Source organism: Pseudomonas sp. PH1b, from assembly GCF_000633395.1.
Lineage (GTDB): Bacteria > Pseudomonadota > Gammaproteobacteria > Pseudomonadales > Pseudomonadaceae > Aquipseudomonas.
The window spans coordinates 62,204-78,604 of record NZ_AYMU01000029.1; the positions used below are offsets into that span (position 1 = coordinate 62,204).

Genomic DNA, 16,401 nt, shown 5'->3' on the forward strand with positions numbered 1-16,401 from the left:
TTGGAGGAGGGGGAGTCGCAACGGCATTACTGCGACATTTTGTGAACCGCCCCTGTAGCCGCTGCCGCAGGCTGCGAACGACCGAAACGGTCGCAGCGATCTCCCAGGCGCCGAAGGCCCTTCGGTTCTTGTCGCAGCCTGCGGTAGAGGCTACAGAGGCTGTGCCAGCACCTCACGAAATACATCTGGCCTGAGCATTGCGATGTGCAGCAATGAGCGGGCAGCCCCGGAAGGCGAGCGCCGACCTTGCTCCCACTCTTGAAGGGTCCTTACCGACACGCCAAGCAGTTGGGCAAATCTGGGTTGCGACAACCCGGTTTTACCGCGCGCTTCGGCGGCCTTGGTGATCGGCATGTTATGGGTATGGCCATGCCGGCCGGCTTTGACATCGATGATCGCTTCCAGAAGCTCTTGGCCGATATTGCGCTTGGCATCGCGTTCCAACAGTTCTTTTTCAGTAAGGGGCATGATTCATCTCCTTTGCAATTCTGCGCAGAACAGGCGCTGGAATGTTTTCGGTAGCGCCTTTGCCATACATCACCAGCACAACCAGGGCACCGCATGCGAGCTGAGTGGTATAGATGACCCGCACCGAGCCACTTTTTCCACGTCCATCAACGCTCCATCTGATTTTCCTGCAACCGCCAGAGCCCGGGATGACAACGCCGGACTCTGGGTCGTTGGCAAGAAACGTCATGAATTCTCCACGCTCTTCTTCGGTCCAGTAATCGGGCCAGAGCTTGGAAAACAGCGGAGATTCTATGATCGTCAGCATGCGGGAGGATTCTACGTCTTTGACGTACCTTGAGGCAATGTCGGGGGCCAGGAGATGACTCCTGAGAGATTAAGAACCTGGCGTTGCTACTCCAATGACCGGAGTCCTGATATCCAGTCAGGCCATTCTTTTTCTTGTGTGTGATCCATGCCCCGGAGCCGCTCACTCAAGCTTCCAACACCTTCGCCATCTCACTGGTGGCCGCCCAACCCAGCCCCTGATACAGCGGCCTGCCGGCCTCGGTCGCATGCAGCACGGCAAAGCCCAGCCCGCGCTGGCTGAACTCGGCCTCCGCCAGTTTCATCAGCGCCGACGCCAGGCCGCGGCGCCGGTAGGCCGGTTCGACGTAGACGTTGAGCACGTAGCCGCGTTGATCCTGGGTCGGATGGGAAGGGTGGGGCGGCCAGTCGATGCTCATCAGGCCGATGCTGGCCACGCTCTGCTCCCCGTCCAGCAGGGCGAAGCCGTAGTAGCGGCCGTCCTCCAGGCGTTCGCGCAACCAGGGGCGAAAGTGCTCGGTCATCACTTGCAAGGTGCAGAGGTCCTTGCCCGCATCGAGAAACATCGCCTGGCGATGGCGGCAGATCAGTTCAAGGTCCTGGGGCGTCAGGCATCGTGGGCTCAGGCCCGGGATATCAAGGTCGGTTGCAATCTCGCTCATCGTCGGTTCCTCGGTGGACAGGGACGATGCTAGGGCAGATCCCCAGGCCGGGTCAGACACAGACTGTCGCAAAATTTTGCATACAGCGCCCTGGTTCCCCGCCCACAAAAAAGGGCCAGCCTCACGGCCAGCCCTTGGGTTCATTCGATAACCCTCAATCCCCCAGCGCTTCCCCCTCGCGCCGTGGATCGGCGCCGCCAGCCCAGGATGCCTTGCCCTGAGCATCGCGCACACGAACGATGGCCTGGGTGCCGCTGGTCATGTCGATCTCGTTGAGCTCATGCCCCTTGGCTTGCAGCGCCTGTTTCAGCGCCGGGCTGAATTGCCCCTGTTCCAGTTCGGTAGGGCCGTTGCGGCTGCCGAAGTTGGGCAGGCCGACGGCGGCTTGCGGGTCGAGGTTCCAGTCGAGCATGCCGACCACCGACTTGGCCACGTACTCGATGATCTGCGAGCCACCGGGGGAGCCGACACTGGCCAGCAGTTCGCCGCTGGTGCGGTCGAAGACCAGGGTCGGCGCCATGGACGAGCGTGGGCGCTTGCCCGGCTGCACGCGGTTGGCCACCGGCAGGCCGTTTTCCTCGGGGACGAAGGAGAAGTCGGTCATCTGGTTGTTGAGCATGAAGCCCTGGACCATCAGGTGCGAACCAAAGGCCGCTTCCACCGTGGTGGTCATGGACACGGCGCCGCCCAGGTCATCCACCGCCACCACTTGCGAGGTGGAGATGCGCATCGGCGAACGGTCCGGTGCGTAGGCCACGCGGATGCCCTGGGGCTTGCCCGGTTCGGCCTTGCCCATGCTGCGCTCGCCAATCAGCGCGGCACGCTGGGCCAGGTAGTCCGGGGCGATAAGGCCGGCCACCGGCACCGGTACAAAGTCGCTGTCGGCCACGTACAGGCCGCGGTCGGCGTAGGCGAGACGCTCGGCCTCGGCGATCAGGTGGACCGCTTGTGGCGCCGGCTCAAGGCCTGCGGGCAGGTTGGTTTTCTGCGGCTTGAGGTTGGCCAGGGCGTAGCGCGGGTCGCGCTGTTCAAGGGCCTGCAGGGTGCCGAGGATCTGCGCCACCGCCACGCCGCCGGAAGAGGGCGGCGGCATGCCACATACCTGCCAGCGCTTGTAGTCGCTGCACAGCGGCGCACGTTCCTTGGCGCGGTAGCCTTGCAGGTCATTGAGCGACAGGCTGCCGGGGTTGGCATGGCCCTGTACCTTGGCCACGATCTCGGCGGCTATCGGGCCCTTGTACAGGGCGTCCGGGCCTTCCTTGGCGATGCGCTTGAGCACTGCTGCCAGGGCCGGGTTCTTCAGCAGGGTGCCCACGGCCTTCGGTGTGCCGTCGGCGTTCAGGAAGTACGTGGCCATGTCCGGCGAGCGCGGCAGGAACGGGTCGGCGCTGATCATGGTGTGCAGCCGTGGCGAGATAGCAAAGCCTTGCTCGGCCAGGCGGATCGCCGGTTCGAACAACTGCGCCCAGGGCAGGCGGCCATGCTGCTGATGGGCCATTTCCAGGGCACGCAACACCCCCGGAGTGCCCACCGAACGCCCGCCGATCTGTGCCTGGGGGAACGGCATGGGCTTGCCGTCTGCCTGCAGGAACAGCTTCTCGGTGGCGCCGGCAGGAGCGGTTTCCCGGCCGTCATAGGTGCGCACGGCTTTGCCGTCCCAGAGCACGATCATTGCGCCACCACCGATCCCCGAGGACTGCGGCTCCACCAGGGTCAGCACGGCCTGCATGGCAATCGCCGCATCGATGGCCGACCCACCCTTGCGCAGCATCTCGCGCCCGGCCTCGGCGGCCAGCGGGTTGGCGGCTGCCGCCATGTGTTTGGCGGCGTGCCGGACCTGCATGTCGGTGCGGTAGCCTGAGGCGATCTCCGGAGCGGTGGGCAGGGCAGGAGCGCTGTTGGAGGCGGGCGGGTTGTGGCAGGCGCCGAGGCTGAGGGCCGCGGCCAGGAGGGTGAGGCTGGCAAGCCGGCGGTGACGCGGATGGAAGATCGAGAACACGCGTTGAGCTCCGTTCACTGGGGAATGAGGTGTCGTCCGTGAGGGGAAATGTACAGCACTGGAGCGAGCCGTTGGGCCTGTGAAGGGCGACGCGATGCATTTGCCTTGGGCGAGGCCGGGCCAGCGCAAGCCGTCATCGCCTGATCGGACCGGCCTGCAACTTGGCTCGTCGATTGATCTGCATCAGGGCATCAGGGGGGTATTGGGCACATGGTGATCAAAACTATAAGCCTGATGAGAGGACGTCATGCACAGTCGTAAATGGATACTTCTTTTTGGATTGATGCTGGGGGGCGAGGTACGGGGGGAGGCGCTGAACGAGCCGATCTTGCCGGTGCAGCCGGCCAAGATCATGGACGCCGGCCAGGTCGAGTTGGGCAAGCAACTGTTCTTCGATCCGCGCCTGTCCAAGTCCGGTTTCATTTCCTGCAACTCCTGCCACAACCTGAGCATGGGCGGCAGCGACAACCTGCCGACTTCCATCGGGCATAACTGGCACCAGGGGCCGATCAACTCGCCCACCGTGCTCAACTCCGGCCTGAGCTTCGCCCAATACTGGGATGGCCGTGCGGCCACCCTCCAGGAACAGGCCGGCGGCCCTATCACCAACCCGGGAGAAATGGGCTCCAGCCATGAACTGGCGGTGGACGTGCTGCGCTCCATTCCCCAGTACCGCGCCTCTTTCAAACAGCTCTACGGCGACGCAGGCATCAAGTTCGAGGACGTCACCCATGCCATCGCCGCATTCGAAGCGACCCTGGTGACCCCCAACGCACCGTTCGACCGCTGGCTGCAGGGTGACAAGGCGGCCATCAGCCCGACCGCGCTGAAGGGCTATCAACTGTTCAAGTCCATCGGTTGCGTGGCCTGCCACAACGGCGAGGCCGTGGGCGGCAGCTCCTTTCAGAAAATGGGCATGATCGAACCCTATGCCACACAGAACCCGGCCCAAGGCGTTGCCGGGCTGACCGGCAAGGACGCCGACCGGATGCGCTTCAAGGTGCCGACCTTGAGGAACGTGGCCTTGACCTATCCCTACTTCCACGACGGCGCGTACTGGAAACTGGAAGAGGCAGTGGACGTGATGGCTCGCCTGCAGCTGGGACGCAAGCTGGGCAACGAGGAGATCAGCCAGATCGTAGCCTTCCTTGAAACGCTGACCGGCGACCAACCGGACTTCAAGCTGCCGATCCTGCCGCCCTCCACAGCGCAGACGCCGCGTCCGCAACCTTTCAATTGAGCGAAAAAAACCGCAGCCTGCTGCGGTTTTTTATTCCGACGTGTTGCCCGTTGGTGGTGTCAGGGCTTTGCCTGCCAGGCGTTGGCAGCGGCCGCAGCCTTGAACTTGGCCCGGTTTTCCGGAGTGGCCGGCGGTTCGGAGTCGCCGAAGATCGCCTTCAGCCAATGGCCGTCGGTGGGGTTGGGGAAGAGGATGAACTTGCGCCCGAACTGTTCCTTGTCTTCGTTCATCAGGCTGCTGCGCTGCTTGACGTCGGCCACGTAGTACTTGCGTTTGAAGTCGTTGAGGTTGTCTCCGAGCATCAGCACCACCTGGTAGTCCTTGGCGATCTCGGTTTGCCGCGGCTCCTTGTTGGAGCTGTCGCGATATACCGTCAGGTGCTTGTCATCGGCGAATGGCAGCTTGCTGTTGCGCAGGTTGGCCAGGGCGTATTCATAGGTCTTTTCGCCTTGGTCACGGCTGGTGACATAGAACACCTCGACCCCCTTGGACTGGGCGTAGTTGAGGAACTCCACCGCTCCGGGCGTGGCGACGGGGCCGTTCTCGGCCACCCATTGATCCCAGGCGTCGTCGTCGAAGAACTCCTTCCCCGAGTTGATCATGTAGCCCCAGTAGCTGTTGCTGCTGAGCACGGTGTCGTCGACATCGCTGATGATCGCCAGGGGGCGGTCGCCTGGTTTGTGTGCCTGCAGGGCTCGATCCAGCTGCATGCGCGCCACGTTGAAGCCCTGGTAGTACAGCGCTTCGAATTCGGCGGCGGTCTGTTTCCAGGCCACGGCGGCGGTCAGCAGGTTGGACGGCGGGGTGACGGCCTGATCGGCAAGGGCCGAGGTACAGGTCATCGCCAGAAGCGAGAAGAGCCAGGGAGCGACCGCAGTTCCGGTGGTTTTTATTTTCATTTTCGAGCCCTTGAAGTGAGGATTGCGCAGCTCTCACAAACACTGCCCCGGTGTTCTATCTCACCCCGGGCGGGGGCTCAATGCAGGTGTCGCGTTTGTGGATCAATCCGGCGTAATCCCCGGCACTTTTCTGCGGGCATAAAAAAACGGCCTACCTTGCGGTAAGCCGTTTTTAGTACTTGGTGGCTACACAGGGACTTGAACCCCGGACCCCAGCATTATGAATGCTATGCTCTAACCAACTGAGCTATGTAGCCAAGTGGCGCGCATTATTCGCTCGGAACGGCAATGCGTCAAGCGTTTTTATAAAAAAATTATCTACGCTATCAACCGTTTATCCCTTCCCCCCGGAAAACAGCGGCGACGGGCAGCGCTGGAACCAGCGGCTGGCCTGTTCGTAGGCGTGGGCCAATTGCAGGACGGCGAAGTCGGCCTGGTGCCGGCCGATGATCTGCAAGCCCATGGGCAGGCCGTCGGCGTTGAAGCCAGCCTGCACGCTGGCCACCGGGCAACCGGACAAGGTGCCGGGAATCACCACCTCCATCCAGCGGTGATAGGTGTCCATGGACACGCCTTCGATGCTGCGCGGCCAGGGGATGTTCTTGTCGAAGGGGAAGACCTGGGCGCTGGGCAGCAGCAGGTAGTCGAAGCGTTCGAACAGTTTTGAAATGGCGCGGTACCAGTCGCTGCGCGTCACCGAGGCTTCGAACACCTGGCTGGCGGGCAGTTTGAGGCCGTTCTCCACTTCCCAGAGGGCTTCGTCCTTGAGCTGTGCGCGTTTGTGTGGGTCGGCATAGGCACTGCCCAAGGAGCCGGCGACCATCCAGTGGCGCAGGGTACGCCAGCTGCTCCACAGGCGTTCGGGGGCGAAGTCGGGCGTGGCCGGTTCGACGCTGCAACCCAGGTTGCGGAAATCCCCCAAGGCTTTCTCGCAGAGTTCCAGCAGGCCCTTTTCCATCGGCAGGTAACCGTTGAAGTTCCCCAGCCAGCCCAGGCGCGTGCCCTTGAAGTCGCGTTCCAGCGGGGCAGCAAAGCCCTGGCCGGATTCGGCGATGGACAGCGGTGCCCGGGCATCGCCGCCTGCCTGCACCGACAGCAGCAGGGCGGCGTCGCGCACGCTGCGGGCCATGGGGCCTTCGTAGCCGAGCTGGTCGAAGAACAAGTCGCTGCTGTCGTCGAAGGGCACCCGGCCCTGGGACGGGCGGAAGCCGAAGATGTTGTTGAAGGCCGCCGGGTTGCGCAGCGAGCCCATCATGTCGCTGCCGTCGGCCACCGGCACCAGGTGCAGGGCCAGGGCCGCCGCTGCGCCGCCACTGCTGCCGCCGGCAGTCTTGCTCGGGTCATAGGCGCAGCCGGTGGCGCCGAACAGCGGGTTGTAGGTTTGCGAGCCGAGGCCGAATTCCGGGGTGTTGCTCTTGCCGATCAGGATCGCCCCGGCGGCCCTGATCCGCTCCACCATGATGCCGTCGCGCTGGGGAATGAAATCCCGGTACAGCGGCGAGCCCAGGGTGGTGCGGATGCCTTGGGTCAGGGACAGGTCCTTGATGGCGTGGGGCAGGCCGTGCATCCAGCCGCGGTATTCGCCATGGGCCAGTTCGGCGTCGCGCTGCTCGGCCTGGGCCAGCAGGGCTTCGGCCGGTTGCAGGCTGACCAGGGCATTGACCTTGGGGTTGTAGCTTTCGATGTGGGCAAGGTAGGTCTGCATCACTTCCCGGCAGGAAACCTGACGCAGGCGGATACGCTCGGCGAGTTCATGGGCCTGGAGCAGGACCAGTTCGCTGGGGGGCTTGGCGATCATGGCAGAAGGGCCTTTCAAACGGCTTTAGAAACGCCCCGGCATCCAGGCCGGGGCGGCAAGTCAACGCTGCTTAGCGCATCAGGTTGGTCCACAGGCGGTCGGCGAGGCGGATTGCGCCTTCGCCGCAGGTCTGGCTGAAGACCACCTTGGTGCCCTCGGGAATGTGCAGCTCGGGGGCGTCCTTGAGGCCGGCGTCGAGGAAGGGTTCGACGCCCTTGATCGGGCTCTGGTGCTTGAGGAAGTTCTGGGTCATGGCGGCGTTCTCAGGCTGGCTGAGGAAGGCGATGAAGGCCTTGGCGTTCGCCGGGTTCTTGCTGCCCTTGGGGATGACCATGTTGTCCACCCAGGCCAGCACGCCTTCCTTCGGGTAGAGGTATTTCAGGCTGGGTTTCATTTCCCGGGCGCGCATCGACGAGCCGCCCCAGAACATCGACATGTCGATTTCCCCGGCCGCCAGGTTCTCGCGGATCGAACCGGCCTTGGAGCTGTAGGTCTTGACGAAGGGCTTCTGCGTCTTGAGCAGGGTGAGGATCTGCTGCATCTGCTTGGGGTCTTCGCTGCACAGCGGGATGTCCAGGTACAGGCTGGCCATGTCGATCACTTCACTGACCGAGTCGAACATGTTGATCCGCCCCTGCAGTTCGGCCGGCGGCTGGTAGAGCACCTTGTAGCTGTCGCTCGGGCCCTGGTAGCGCTCGGCATTGAGCACCACGCTGGTGGTGCCCCAGATGAACGGCACCGAGTAGGCGCCTTCCGGGTCCCAGGTGGGGTTCTTCAGGTTGTCGACCACGCTGGCGTAGTAGGGCTGCTTGGCCGGGTCGAAGCGCTCCAGCAACTGCTCCTTGACCAGGATCGGGATGAACTGGTGGGAGGGGATCGCCACGTCGTAGCCGGTGCCGCCCTGTTTCAGCTTGGCCAGCAGGGTTTCGTTGGAATCGTAGGAGTCCACCGTGACCTCGATACCGGTCTGTTTCTGGAACTTGGCGAGGATTTCCGGCGAAAAGTAGCCGCTCCAGCTCACGACGTTGAGTTTCTCGGCGGCCTGCACCGCCAGTGGCAGGCTCAGCAGCAGCGAGGTACCCAGACTTGCGATCAACTTGCTCATGGCATTTCCCCAGGGTCAGTGGAAGGTTCAAGCGTGTTTCTTGCTCAACAGGTAAGAGAGGCTGACGAACAGCACCGAGACGCCGAGGATCAGCGTCGACACGGCGTTGACGTCGGGTGTCACGCCCATGCGCAACAGGCCGAAGATGAAGATCGGCAAGGTGGTGGTACCGGCCTGGGACACCATCATCGAGATCACGAAGTTATCCAGGGACACGATGAAGGCCAGCATCAACCCGGAGACGATCCCCGGCATCAGCAGCGGCAGGGTGACCTTGCGAAAGGTGCGCCAGGGGCCGGCGTACAGGTCCGCCGCAGCGTGCTCCAGGGACAGGTCCATGTCGTTGAGGCGGGCGCGGATCGGCAGGTAGGCGAAGGGGATGCAGAACACCGTGTGGGCGATGATCAGGTTGCCGTAGCCCAGGGACAGCCCCAGGGTGGAGAACAGCGCCAGGGTGGCCACGCCGACGACGATTTCCGGCAGCACCAGGGGCAGCATGATGGCGCCCATGGACAGTTGCAGGCCCTTGAATTTCGCCCCGCGTGAAGTGCCCAGGGCCGCCAGGGTGGCGATGGCGGTGGCCGCCATGCTGGCGCACACGGCGATCAGCAGGCTGTTGCCGGCCGCCTGGCGCAGGGCCTGGTTGGCGAACGCGGCGCGGTACCAGTCGAGGCTGAAGCCGCTCCACACCGTGGCCGACTGGTTGGCGTTGAAGGAAAACACCACCAGCACCAGGATCGGCGCGTAGAGGTACAGGTAGAACAGAAAGCTGAAGCCACCGAAGCCGGGAAAGTCCTGGACGCCGAGGCCGTTGCGCTTGAACAGGCTGATCATCATGCACCTTCCTGGAGGGTTCGCTGGCGTTGGGCACGCAGGGCGTAGACGGTCAGTACCAGCATCACCGCGGCCATCAGCACCAGGGACAGGGCGGCGCCGAAGGGCCAGTTACGGGCATCGCTGAACTGGCGGAAGATCAGGTTGCCGAGCATCATCTTGGTCCCGCCGCCCAGCAGTTCCGGGGCGATCATGGCCCCCAGGCACGGCACGAAGGTGAGGATGGCGCCGGCGAAGATTCCCGGCTTGGCGATCGGCAGCACCACCTTGCGCAGGGTACGAATGCGCCCGGCGTAGAGGTCCTGGGCGGCTTCCAGCAGGCGGGTGTCCATCTTTTCCAGGGTGGCGTAGATCGGCAGTACCACGAAGGGCGCGTAGGTGTAGACCAGCCCCAGCAGCACCGCGCCGTCGGTGTACAGCAGTTGCAGCGGCTCGTGGATGATCCCCAGGCCCATCAGGCTGTTGTTGATCACCCCGGTGTTGCGCAGCAGCAGGATCCAGGCGTAGGTGCGGATCAGCAGGTTGGCCCAGAACGGCACGGTGATCAGGAAGATCAGCAGGCCGCGTCGCTGCACCGGTTGCATGGCCAGCCACACCGCCACCGGAAAACCGATCAGCAGGGTGATCACCGTGGTCAACCCGGCGATACCGATGGAACGCAGGGCGATCAGCAGGTAGGAGTCGGCGAAGGCCAGGCTGTCGTCCAGTTGCCGTTCGAACAGCAATGAGGTGTAGGCGTCGCTGCTGAAGACCTTGTTCACCCCGCCGTAGGGGTTGGCTTCCATCAGTGAGTAGCCGATGACAATAAGGATCGGCACGATCAGGAACAGGCCGATGGCGACCAGGGCCGGGCTGACCCCGAGAAAGCTGCGCAGGGCCTTGCGCCGTTCCAGGTGCTGGGAAATCGAAGAAGCGTGCATGGCGAATCCTCGTGGTCAATCCAGCAGGACGCTGGCGCTGCCGCGCTCGAACAGCAACCCGGCACTGCTGCCTACGTTCAGGCGCGGGTTATGTTCGAGGCTGTTGGGCGTGCGTACGGTGAGGCGCGTGCCGTCGCCGAGGCTGACCTGGTATTGCAGGTCGGTGCCCAGGTAGATCAGCGCCTCGATACGGCACGCCAGGGCGCCTTCCACGGCGTCACTGCGCAGGTGCAGGCGCTCCGGACGCACCGACAGGGTGACCTGCTGGCCGATCTGGGCCGCGCTGCACGGTTGCGCCGGCAGTGTCTGCCCGGCGGGCCCGCTGAACCAGGCCAGGCCCGATTCGACACGGCTGACGGTGGCCTGGATAAAGTTGGTTTCGCCGATGAAGTCGGCGACGAAGCGGTTGCGCGGCTGCTCGTAGATTTCTTCCGGGCGGCCCACTTGCTGAACTTCGCCTTCGGAGAGCACAGCGATGCGGTCGGACAGGGTCAGGGCTTCTTCCTGGTCATGGGTGACGAAGATGAAGGTGATGCCGGTCTTGGCCTGGATGGTCTTGAGTTCTTCACGCATGGCCTGGCGCAGCTTGAGGTCCAGGGCCGATAGCGGTTCGTCCAGCAGCAGCACCTTGGGATGGGGCGCCAGGGCCCGGGCCAGGGCAATGCGCTGCTGCTGGCCGCCGGAGAGCTGGTTGGGCTTGCGCCCGGCGAAGCGTTCCATCTGCACCAGGGCCAGCATCTCGCGCACCCGCTCGGCGATCTGCGCCTTGCTCAGCACCTGGCCCATGGGCCGGGACTCCAGGCCGAAGGCCAGGTTCTCGGCCAGGGTCATGTGGGGAAACAGGGCGTAGTGCTGGAACACCGTGTTCACCGGGCGCTCGAAGGGCGGCCGGTCAGCGATGTTCTCGCCATAGAGGAGGATCTCGCCCTGGGTCGGGAATTCGAACCCGGCGATCATCCGCAGCAGGGTGGTCTTGCCGCAGCCGGACGGGCCGAGCAGGGTGAAGAATTCGTTGTCGCGGATGTCCAGGTCGATGTGCTTCAGGGCCACCGGGCCGCTGTGTGGATCGCCGTAGACCTTGCGCACCGAGCGGATGGACACCGCCAGCGTTTGCAGCGAATGCAGGGCATTCATGCCTTACCTCCGATTCCCCCATCGCCCTGTCGGCAGGGTCGCGCCGTCGGGCCATGGATATTATTTTTTTGGGCAGGATCGAGATGTTCGGGTGTGTGGAAAGCCTTTCTTTTCGGGCGTTCCGGGCGTTCTTGTTGTTTTGTGCTGGGCTGATTATCAGTGAGGGGTTGCAGGGGCGAAACATCAATTTTAACATACGAGCTGTTAAAAAATTTAATAGCCAAGAGCCTGCGAAACCATGGTCGACCAGCGTTTGCCGCCGTTGAATGCCGTGCGTGCCTTTGATGCCGCCGCCCGCCTGGGCAGCTACGTCGAAGCCTCGAAGGCCTTGCACGTGACCCAGCCCGCCATTGGCCGGCATGTGAAGCTGCTGGAGGAATGGCTTGGGGTGCAGCTGTTTGAACGCACCTCTCGCGGCGTGACCTTGACGAGCGCGGGGGAGAAATACCACCGCAAGATCGCCGCTGCCCTGCAGTTGATCATCGAGGCCGGGCGCGAAGCCCAGCCCAGGGCCGCCGAACGCTGGCTGCGGATCATGGTGGTGCCCGGGTTTGCCAAGCGTTGGCTGACCCCGCGCCTGGAAGCCCTGCGTCACCTGCGGCCGGGCCTGAAGTTCGCCATCGAGCCGAACTCGACCTTTACCGAAGTCGACGCCAGGACCAGCGACCTGGGGATCGCCTACGGCCTGGACGGGCAGTACCCCGAGTCCCGGGTGAGCCTGATCTGCCCCCGGGTGTTTCCCATCTGCACCCCGGCCTACCTGGCCAGCATCGAACCGGTCACGGTTCCGGCGGACTTGGCGCGGCACGAGCTGATCCACTTCGATGATGGCGAGTGGTGGAACATGTGGTTTGCCGCCAATGGCCTGGATATCCACCTCAGTTCCGACCTGATCTACGTGAACAACGACCATGCCTTGTCGGTGGCCGAGAGCGGGCAGGGCATTGCCCTGGCCAACGAAGTGCTGGTGCGCGAGGAGCTCAAGGCCGGCCGGCTGGTGCGGGTGCTGGAGGATCAGGTCAAGCTGGAAAGCTACCGGGTACTGCCCCCCCACAATGAGTGGTCGGCGGATGTGGAGTGGTTCGTCCAGTGGCTCAAGGCCGAGCTGGAAGCGGATTTTCCCGAGGCGCACATCAGCCAGTGAGCGGCACAGCAGGCCCCGGCGCCGTCTGCCATGGCGCTTGCCTGCACTGACGGGAAGAGGTCGTTAGCAAGCTAATGGGATGGCGCGACCCCATTGAAAAATGGCACATTGGCGCACCCGCACCTGTGCACCCACCCGTTGTACGGAAAATCCTATGGCTAGCAGCAACCCTCAGACCGTCGCAACGACGGCTTCCCCTGCTTCGCAAAGCAGTCCACTGGTCTTGCGCATCATCGGCGCGGTGGCCCTGGCGCATTTGATCAACGACCTGATCCAGGCGGTGTTGCCGGCGATCTACCCGATGCTCAAGAGCAACTACGGCCTGAGCTTTACCCAGGTCGGCCTGATCACCCTGACCTTCCAGCTCACGGCGTCGTTGCTGCAACCCTGGGTGGGCTACTACACCGACCGGCGGCCGCAACCGTTTTTGCTGCCGGCGGGCATGATCTGCACCCTGGTCGGCATCCTGATGATGTCCCAGGTGGGCAGCTTTCCCCTGATCCTGCTGGCGGCCGGGCTGATCGGCATCGGCTCCTCGACCTTTCACCCGGAAGCCTCGCGGGTCGCGCGGCTGGCCTCGGGCGGGCGCTATGGCCTGGCGCAATCGAGCTTCCAGGTCGGCGGCAATGCCGGCACCGCCTTCGGCCCCTTGCTGGCGGCGGCCATCATCATTCCCTACGGCCAGGGCAACGTGGCCTGGTTCGGCCTGTTCGCGCTGTTTGCCCTGGTGGTGCTGTACGCCATCAGCCGCTGGTACGCCAATCATCTGCGCCTGTACAAGCTCAAGCAGGGCCAGGCGGCCACCCATGGCCTTTCCCGGAAGCGGGTGATCAGCGCCCTCGTGGTCCTCGGGTTGCTGGTGTTTTCCAAGTACTTCTACATGGCCAGCTTTACCAGCTATTTCACCTTCTACCTGATCGAGAAGTTCGACCTGTCGGTGGCCAGTTCGCAGTTGCACCTGTTCCTCTTCCTTGGCGCGGTAGCGGCGGGAACCTTCTTCGGCGGCCCCATCGGCGACAAGATCGGGCGCAAGGCGGTGATCTGGTTCTCGATCCTGGGGGTGGCGCCGTTCACCCTGCTGCTGCCCCATGTCGATCTGTTCTGGACCAGCGTCCTGAGCGTGGTGATCGGCTTTATCCTGGCCTCGGCGTTCTCTGCCATCGTGGTCTATGCCCAGGAACTGGTGCCGGGCAACGTCGGCATGATCGCCGGGGTGTTCTTCGGCCTGATGTTCGGTTTCGGTGGCATCGGTGCGGCCTTGCTGGGGCACCTGGCGGACATCCATGGCATCGAGTATGTCTACTTCCTGTGCTCGTTCCTGCCGCTGTTCGGGGTGCTGGCGATTTTCCTGCCGCGCACCAGGAAAGCGTGATGGCCTGAACGGCATCGGCAAGAAAAACGCCCGAGGTCCAAGCCTCGGGCGTTTTGTTTCTGGAGCTCTTCAGGGCACTTGCTGATCCTGACCGGCCGCCTGGCGAAAGGCATTGGGCGACTGGCCAGCCAGGCGCTTGAAGAAGCGCGAGAAATAGGTCGGATCGCTGAAGCCCAGGTTGTCGGACAGCTGGCTGATGCTGATGTTGGTGTAGATCAGGCCGCGCTTGGCCTCCAGCATCAGGCGCTGGTGGATGATCTGCAGCGCGGTTTGCCCGGCCAGTTCCCGGCACAGGGTGTTGAGGTGCACGCTGGACAGGCCGATCCGGTGGGCCAGGGATTCCACGCTGGGGTGCTCCTGGTAGTGCTGCTCCACCAGCTTGATGAAGTGCCCCAGCAGGTGCTGATTACGTTCGCTGCGGTTGCCGGGCACGCTGTTCTGCTGGCCACGGCGACTGATCCATACCATCAGCACATTGACCAGCGAATGCAGGAGCAGGTCGCGGGCCGAGGCGCTGCCTTCGTACTCATGCAGCAGGGCTTTGAACAGGGTGTTGAGGGTGTTGCGGTCACGGCCCACCGGGTAGTAGCCGGAGGCGGCGAGCACGGTCAGGGGGGCGCCCAGCTGCGCTTCCAGTTGGGTCACCAGTGGAGCGCCGAGGGTCAGCACGTAGCCTTCGATGTTCTCGGAAAACTGAAAGCCGTGGACCATCAGCGGCGGCACGACCTGGATCGCCGCTTCACGCACTTCCTGGCGCCGTCCTTCGACCTCCACCAGCGCCTGGCCCCGCTGCACATACAGCAACTGGTAGAGGTCGGCGTGGCGGTGGGGCTTGATCTCCCAGTGGTGCAGGCTGCTGCGCTTGGGGATCGATTCGCAGTGCAGCAGGTCCGGTGTCGGCCAGGCCTGGTTTTCGCCATAGAGCTTGAACACGGGGATGCTGGAGAGCTTGGCTTTCATGGGGCGTGCCCTGGCGGATCTGCATGGCTGGAATGATCGATAATCGAACGCTGTTTTCAAAAGTGCATTTTTACAGCGGCTAATCACCATTTATTCAGGTTTTTGTCGGCAAAAATGCAGGGGTACAACAATAACCATAAATTCCAGCCTTCGCCCAGCGGGCGACTGGAATGCCCTTGTGAGACGACAACAATGAAAACTCAGGTTGCGATTATCGGCGCCGGGCCTTCGGGCCTGCTTCTTGGCCAACTGCTGCACAAGGCCGGCATCCAGACAGTGATTGTCGAACGCCAGACCGCAGATTATGTCCTCGGACGGATCCGGGCCGGGGTGCTGGAACAAGGCACCGTGGACATGCTGCGCGAGGCCGGGGTGGCCCAGCGCATGGATGCCGAAGGCCTGGTTCACGAAGGGGTCGAGTTGTTGATGGGCGGCAAGCGCGTGCGCATCGACCTCAAGGCCCTGACCGGCGGCAAGACGGTGATGGTCTATGGTCAGACCGAAGTCACCCGCGACCTGATGCAAGCCCGTGCCGCCAGTGGCGCGCCGATCATCTACTCGGCGGACAATGTGCAGCCCCATGGCATGCAGGACGGGCAGCCCTACCTCACCTATGAGAAAGACGGCCAGCAGCACCGCATCGACTGCGACTACATCGCCGGCTGCGACGGTTTTCATGGGGTGGCGCGCAAGAGCATTCCCGAGGCGGTGCTCACCCACTATGAACGCGAGTACCCGTTCGGCTGGCTGGGGCTGCTGTCCGATACCCCGCCGGTCAACCATGAGTTGATCTACGGCCAGCATGAGCGCGGTTTTGTGCTTTGCAGCCAGCGCTCCCTGACCCGCAGCCGGTATTACCTGCAAGTGCCGCTGACCGACAAGGTCGAGGATTGGTCCGACCAGCGCTTCTGGAGCGAGCTTGCCAAGCGCCTGCCACAGGAGGTGGCGGAGCAACTGGTGCAAGGGCCGTCTCTGGAGAAGAGCATCGCGCCGCTGCGCAGCTATGTGGTGGAGCCGATGCAGTACGGCAAGCTGTTCCTGGTGGGCGACGCCGCTCATATCGTGCCGCCCACTGGGGCCAAGGGCCTGAACCTGGCGGCTTCCGACGTGTGCTACCTGTACCGCATCCTGGTCAAGGTCTATCAGGAAGGGCGCACCGACCTGCTGGAAAAATACTCGGAGCTGGCCTTGCGCCGGGTGTGGAAGGGCGAGCGTTTCAGCTGGTTCATGACCAACCTGCTGCACGATTTCGGTGAGCATCAGGACGCCTGGGATCACAAGATGCAGCAGGCCGATCGCGAGTATTTCCTCAACTCCCACGCAGGCCTGGTGAACATTGCCGAGAACTATGTGGGCCTGCCTTACGAAGAAGTCTGCTGAATTGAAAGCGCCGAAACCGTCCCCGGGCAGGGGCGGTCTCGGCGTATTCGGCTGCGGATCAGTCACTGGAGAGACTGTATCGGCTTTGTAATATTTCTATTTCTAAATGCTAATCATTAGCATTACACTTCGATCCCCTCCCTTTTGCACCTTATGGGTGCATGGAATCGACAAGGATCG

15 protein-coding genes and 1 tRNA gene are annotated in these 16,401 nt (G+C 63.3%); 4 read left to right on the forward strand and 12 right to left on the reverse strand.

The genetic code is table 11. From position 1 onward, the window contains the following. Positions 1-150: 150 nt before the first annotated feature. The 4 genes from U873_RS0130230 to ggt form a co-directional block, all read right to left on the reverse strand. Positions 151-468 (reverse strand): DNA-binding transcriptional regulator, encoded by a 318-nt coding sequence (locus tag U873_RS0130230; RefSeq protein ID WP_025131808.1) that lies wholly within the window; start codon positions 466-468, stop codon positions 151-153. Further along, the gene (locus tag U873_RS0130235; protein WP_029978771.1) at positions 455-775 is read right to left on the reverse strand and encodes a hypothetical protein; all 321 of its coding nucleotides are present in this window, start codon (positions 773-775) and stop codon (positions 455-457) included. The genes U873_RS0130230 and U873_RS0130235 overlap by 14 nt, the downstream gene beginning before the upstream one ends. Positions 776-941: 166 nt before the next feature. Continuing rightward, positions 942-1,436 (reverse strand): GNAT family N-acetyltransferase, encoded by a 495-nt coding sequence (locus tag U873_RS0130240; protein ID WP_025131809.1) that lies wholly within the window; start codon positions 1,434-1,436, stop codon positions 942-944. A gap of 154 nt (positions 1,437-1,590) precedes the next feature. Next, entirely contained in the window at positions 1,591-3,435 is a 1,845-nt protein-coding gene (gene ggt / locus U873_RS0130245) for a gamma-glutamyltransferase (RefSeq protein ID WP_025131810.1), read from the reverse strand. 247 nt (positions 3,436-3,682) lie between these two features. Between ggt and U873_RS0130250 the strand changes: the two genes are divergently transcribed. After that, positions 3,683-4,675 carry a cytochrome-c peroxidase gene (locus U873_RS0130250; RefSeq protein ID WP_025131811.1) on the forward strand — a complete coding sequence of 331 codons (993 nt, stop codon included), beginning with the start codon at positions 3,683-3,685 and terminating at the stop codon, positions 4,673-4,675. 59 nt (positions 4,676-4,734) lie between these two features. On the opposite strand, the gene U873_RS0130255 is transcribed toward U873_RS0130250, so the two are convergent. From U873_RS0130255 to U873_RS0130285, 7 genes are all read right to left on the reverse strand, one after another. After that, complete coding sequence (locus tag U873_RS0130255; protein ID WP_025131812.1) at positions 4,735-5,574, reverse strand: 5'-nucleotidase, lipoprotein e(P4) family; 840 nt, start codon at positions 5,572-5,574, stop codon at positions 4,735-4,737. A gap of 180 nt (positions 5,575-5,754) precedes the next feature. Further along, positions 5,755-5,831: transfer RNA gene (locus U873_RS0130260), tRNA-Met, on the reverse strand. A 77-nt stretch (positions 5,832-5,908) separates the two neighbouring features. Next, on the reverse strand, positions 5,909-7,372 hold the full coding sequence (locus U873_RS0130265; RefSeq protein WP_025131813.1) for an amidase: 1,464 nt from the start codon (positions 7,370-7,372) through the stop codon (positions 5,909-5,911). Positions 7,373-7,442: 70 nt separating this feature from the next. Next, positions 7,443-8,477 (reverse strand): extracellular solute-binding protein, encoded by a 1,035-nt coding sequence (locus tag U873_RS0130270; protein WP_025131814.1) that lies wholly within the window; start codon positions 8,475-8,477, stop codon positions 7,443-7,445. Between the two features lie 27 nt (positions 8,478-8,504). Continuing rightward, positions 8,505-9,311, reverse strand: coding sequence for an ABC transporter permease subunit (locus U873_RS0130275; protein WP_025131815.1), 807 nt, complete (start codon positions 9,309-9,311; stop codon positions 8,505-8,507). Further along, positions 9,311-10,231 (reverse strand): ABC transporter permease, encoded by a 921-nt coding sequence (locus U873_RS0130280; protein WP_025131816.1) that lies wholly within the window; start codon positions 10,229-10,231, stop codon positions 9,311-9,313. The genes U873_RS0130275 and U873_RS0130280 overlap by 1 nt, the downstream gene beginning before the upstream one ends. 15 nt (positions 10,232-10,246) lie before the next feature. Beyond that, positions 10,247-11,365: an ABC transporter ATP-binding protein gene (locus U873_RS0130285; protein ID WP_025131817.1), complete on the reverse strand. Its 1,119-nt coding sequence runs from the start codon at positions 11,363-11,365 to the stop codon at positions 10,247-10,249. Positions 11,366-11,603: 238 nt separating this feature from the next. Here U873_RS0130285 and U873_RS0130290 point away from each other — a divergent pair, with 238 nt between their 5' ends. Further along, the gene (locus tag U873_RS0130290; protein ID WP_025131818.1) at positions 11,604-12,509 is read left to right on the forward strand and encodes a LysR substrate-binding domain-containing protein; all 906 of its coding nucleotides are present in this window, start codon (positions 11,604-11,606) and stop codon (positions 12,507-12,509) included. A gap of 154 nt (positions 12,510-12,663) precedes the next feature. Next, entirely contained in the window at positions 12,664-13,881 is a 1,218-nt protein-coding gene (locus U873_RS0130295; RefSeq protein ID WP_025131819.1) for an MFS transporter, read from the forward strand. Positions 13,882-13,950: 69 nt separating this feature from the next. Here U873_RS0130295 and U873_RS0130300 read toward each other — a convergent pair whose 3' ends face one another. Then, positions 13,951-14,841, reverse strand: a complete 891-nt coding sequence (locus tag U873_RS0130300; protein WP_025131820.1) for a helix-turn-helix domain-containing protein — start codon at positions 14,839-14,841, stop codon at positions 13,951-13,953. A gap of 192 nt (positions 14,842-15,033) precedes the next feature. On the opposite strand from U873_RS0130300, the gene pobA reads away from it, so the two are divergent. After that, the gene (pobA, locus tag U873_RS0130305; protein WP_025131821.1) at positions 15,034-16,221 is read left to right on the forward strand and encodes a 4-hydroxybenzoate 3-monooxygenase; all 1,188 of its coding nucleotides are present in this window, start codon (positions 15,034-15,036) and stop codon (positions 16,219-16,221) included. Positions 16,222-16,401 lie beyond the last annotated feature (180 nt).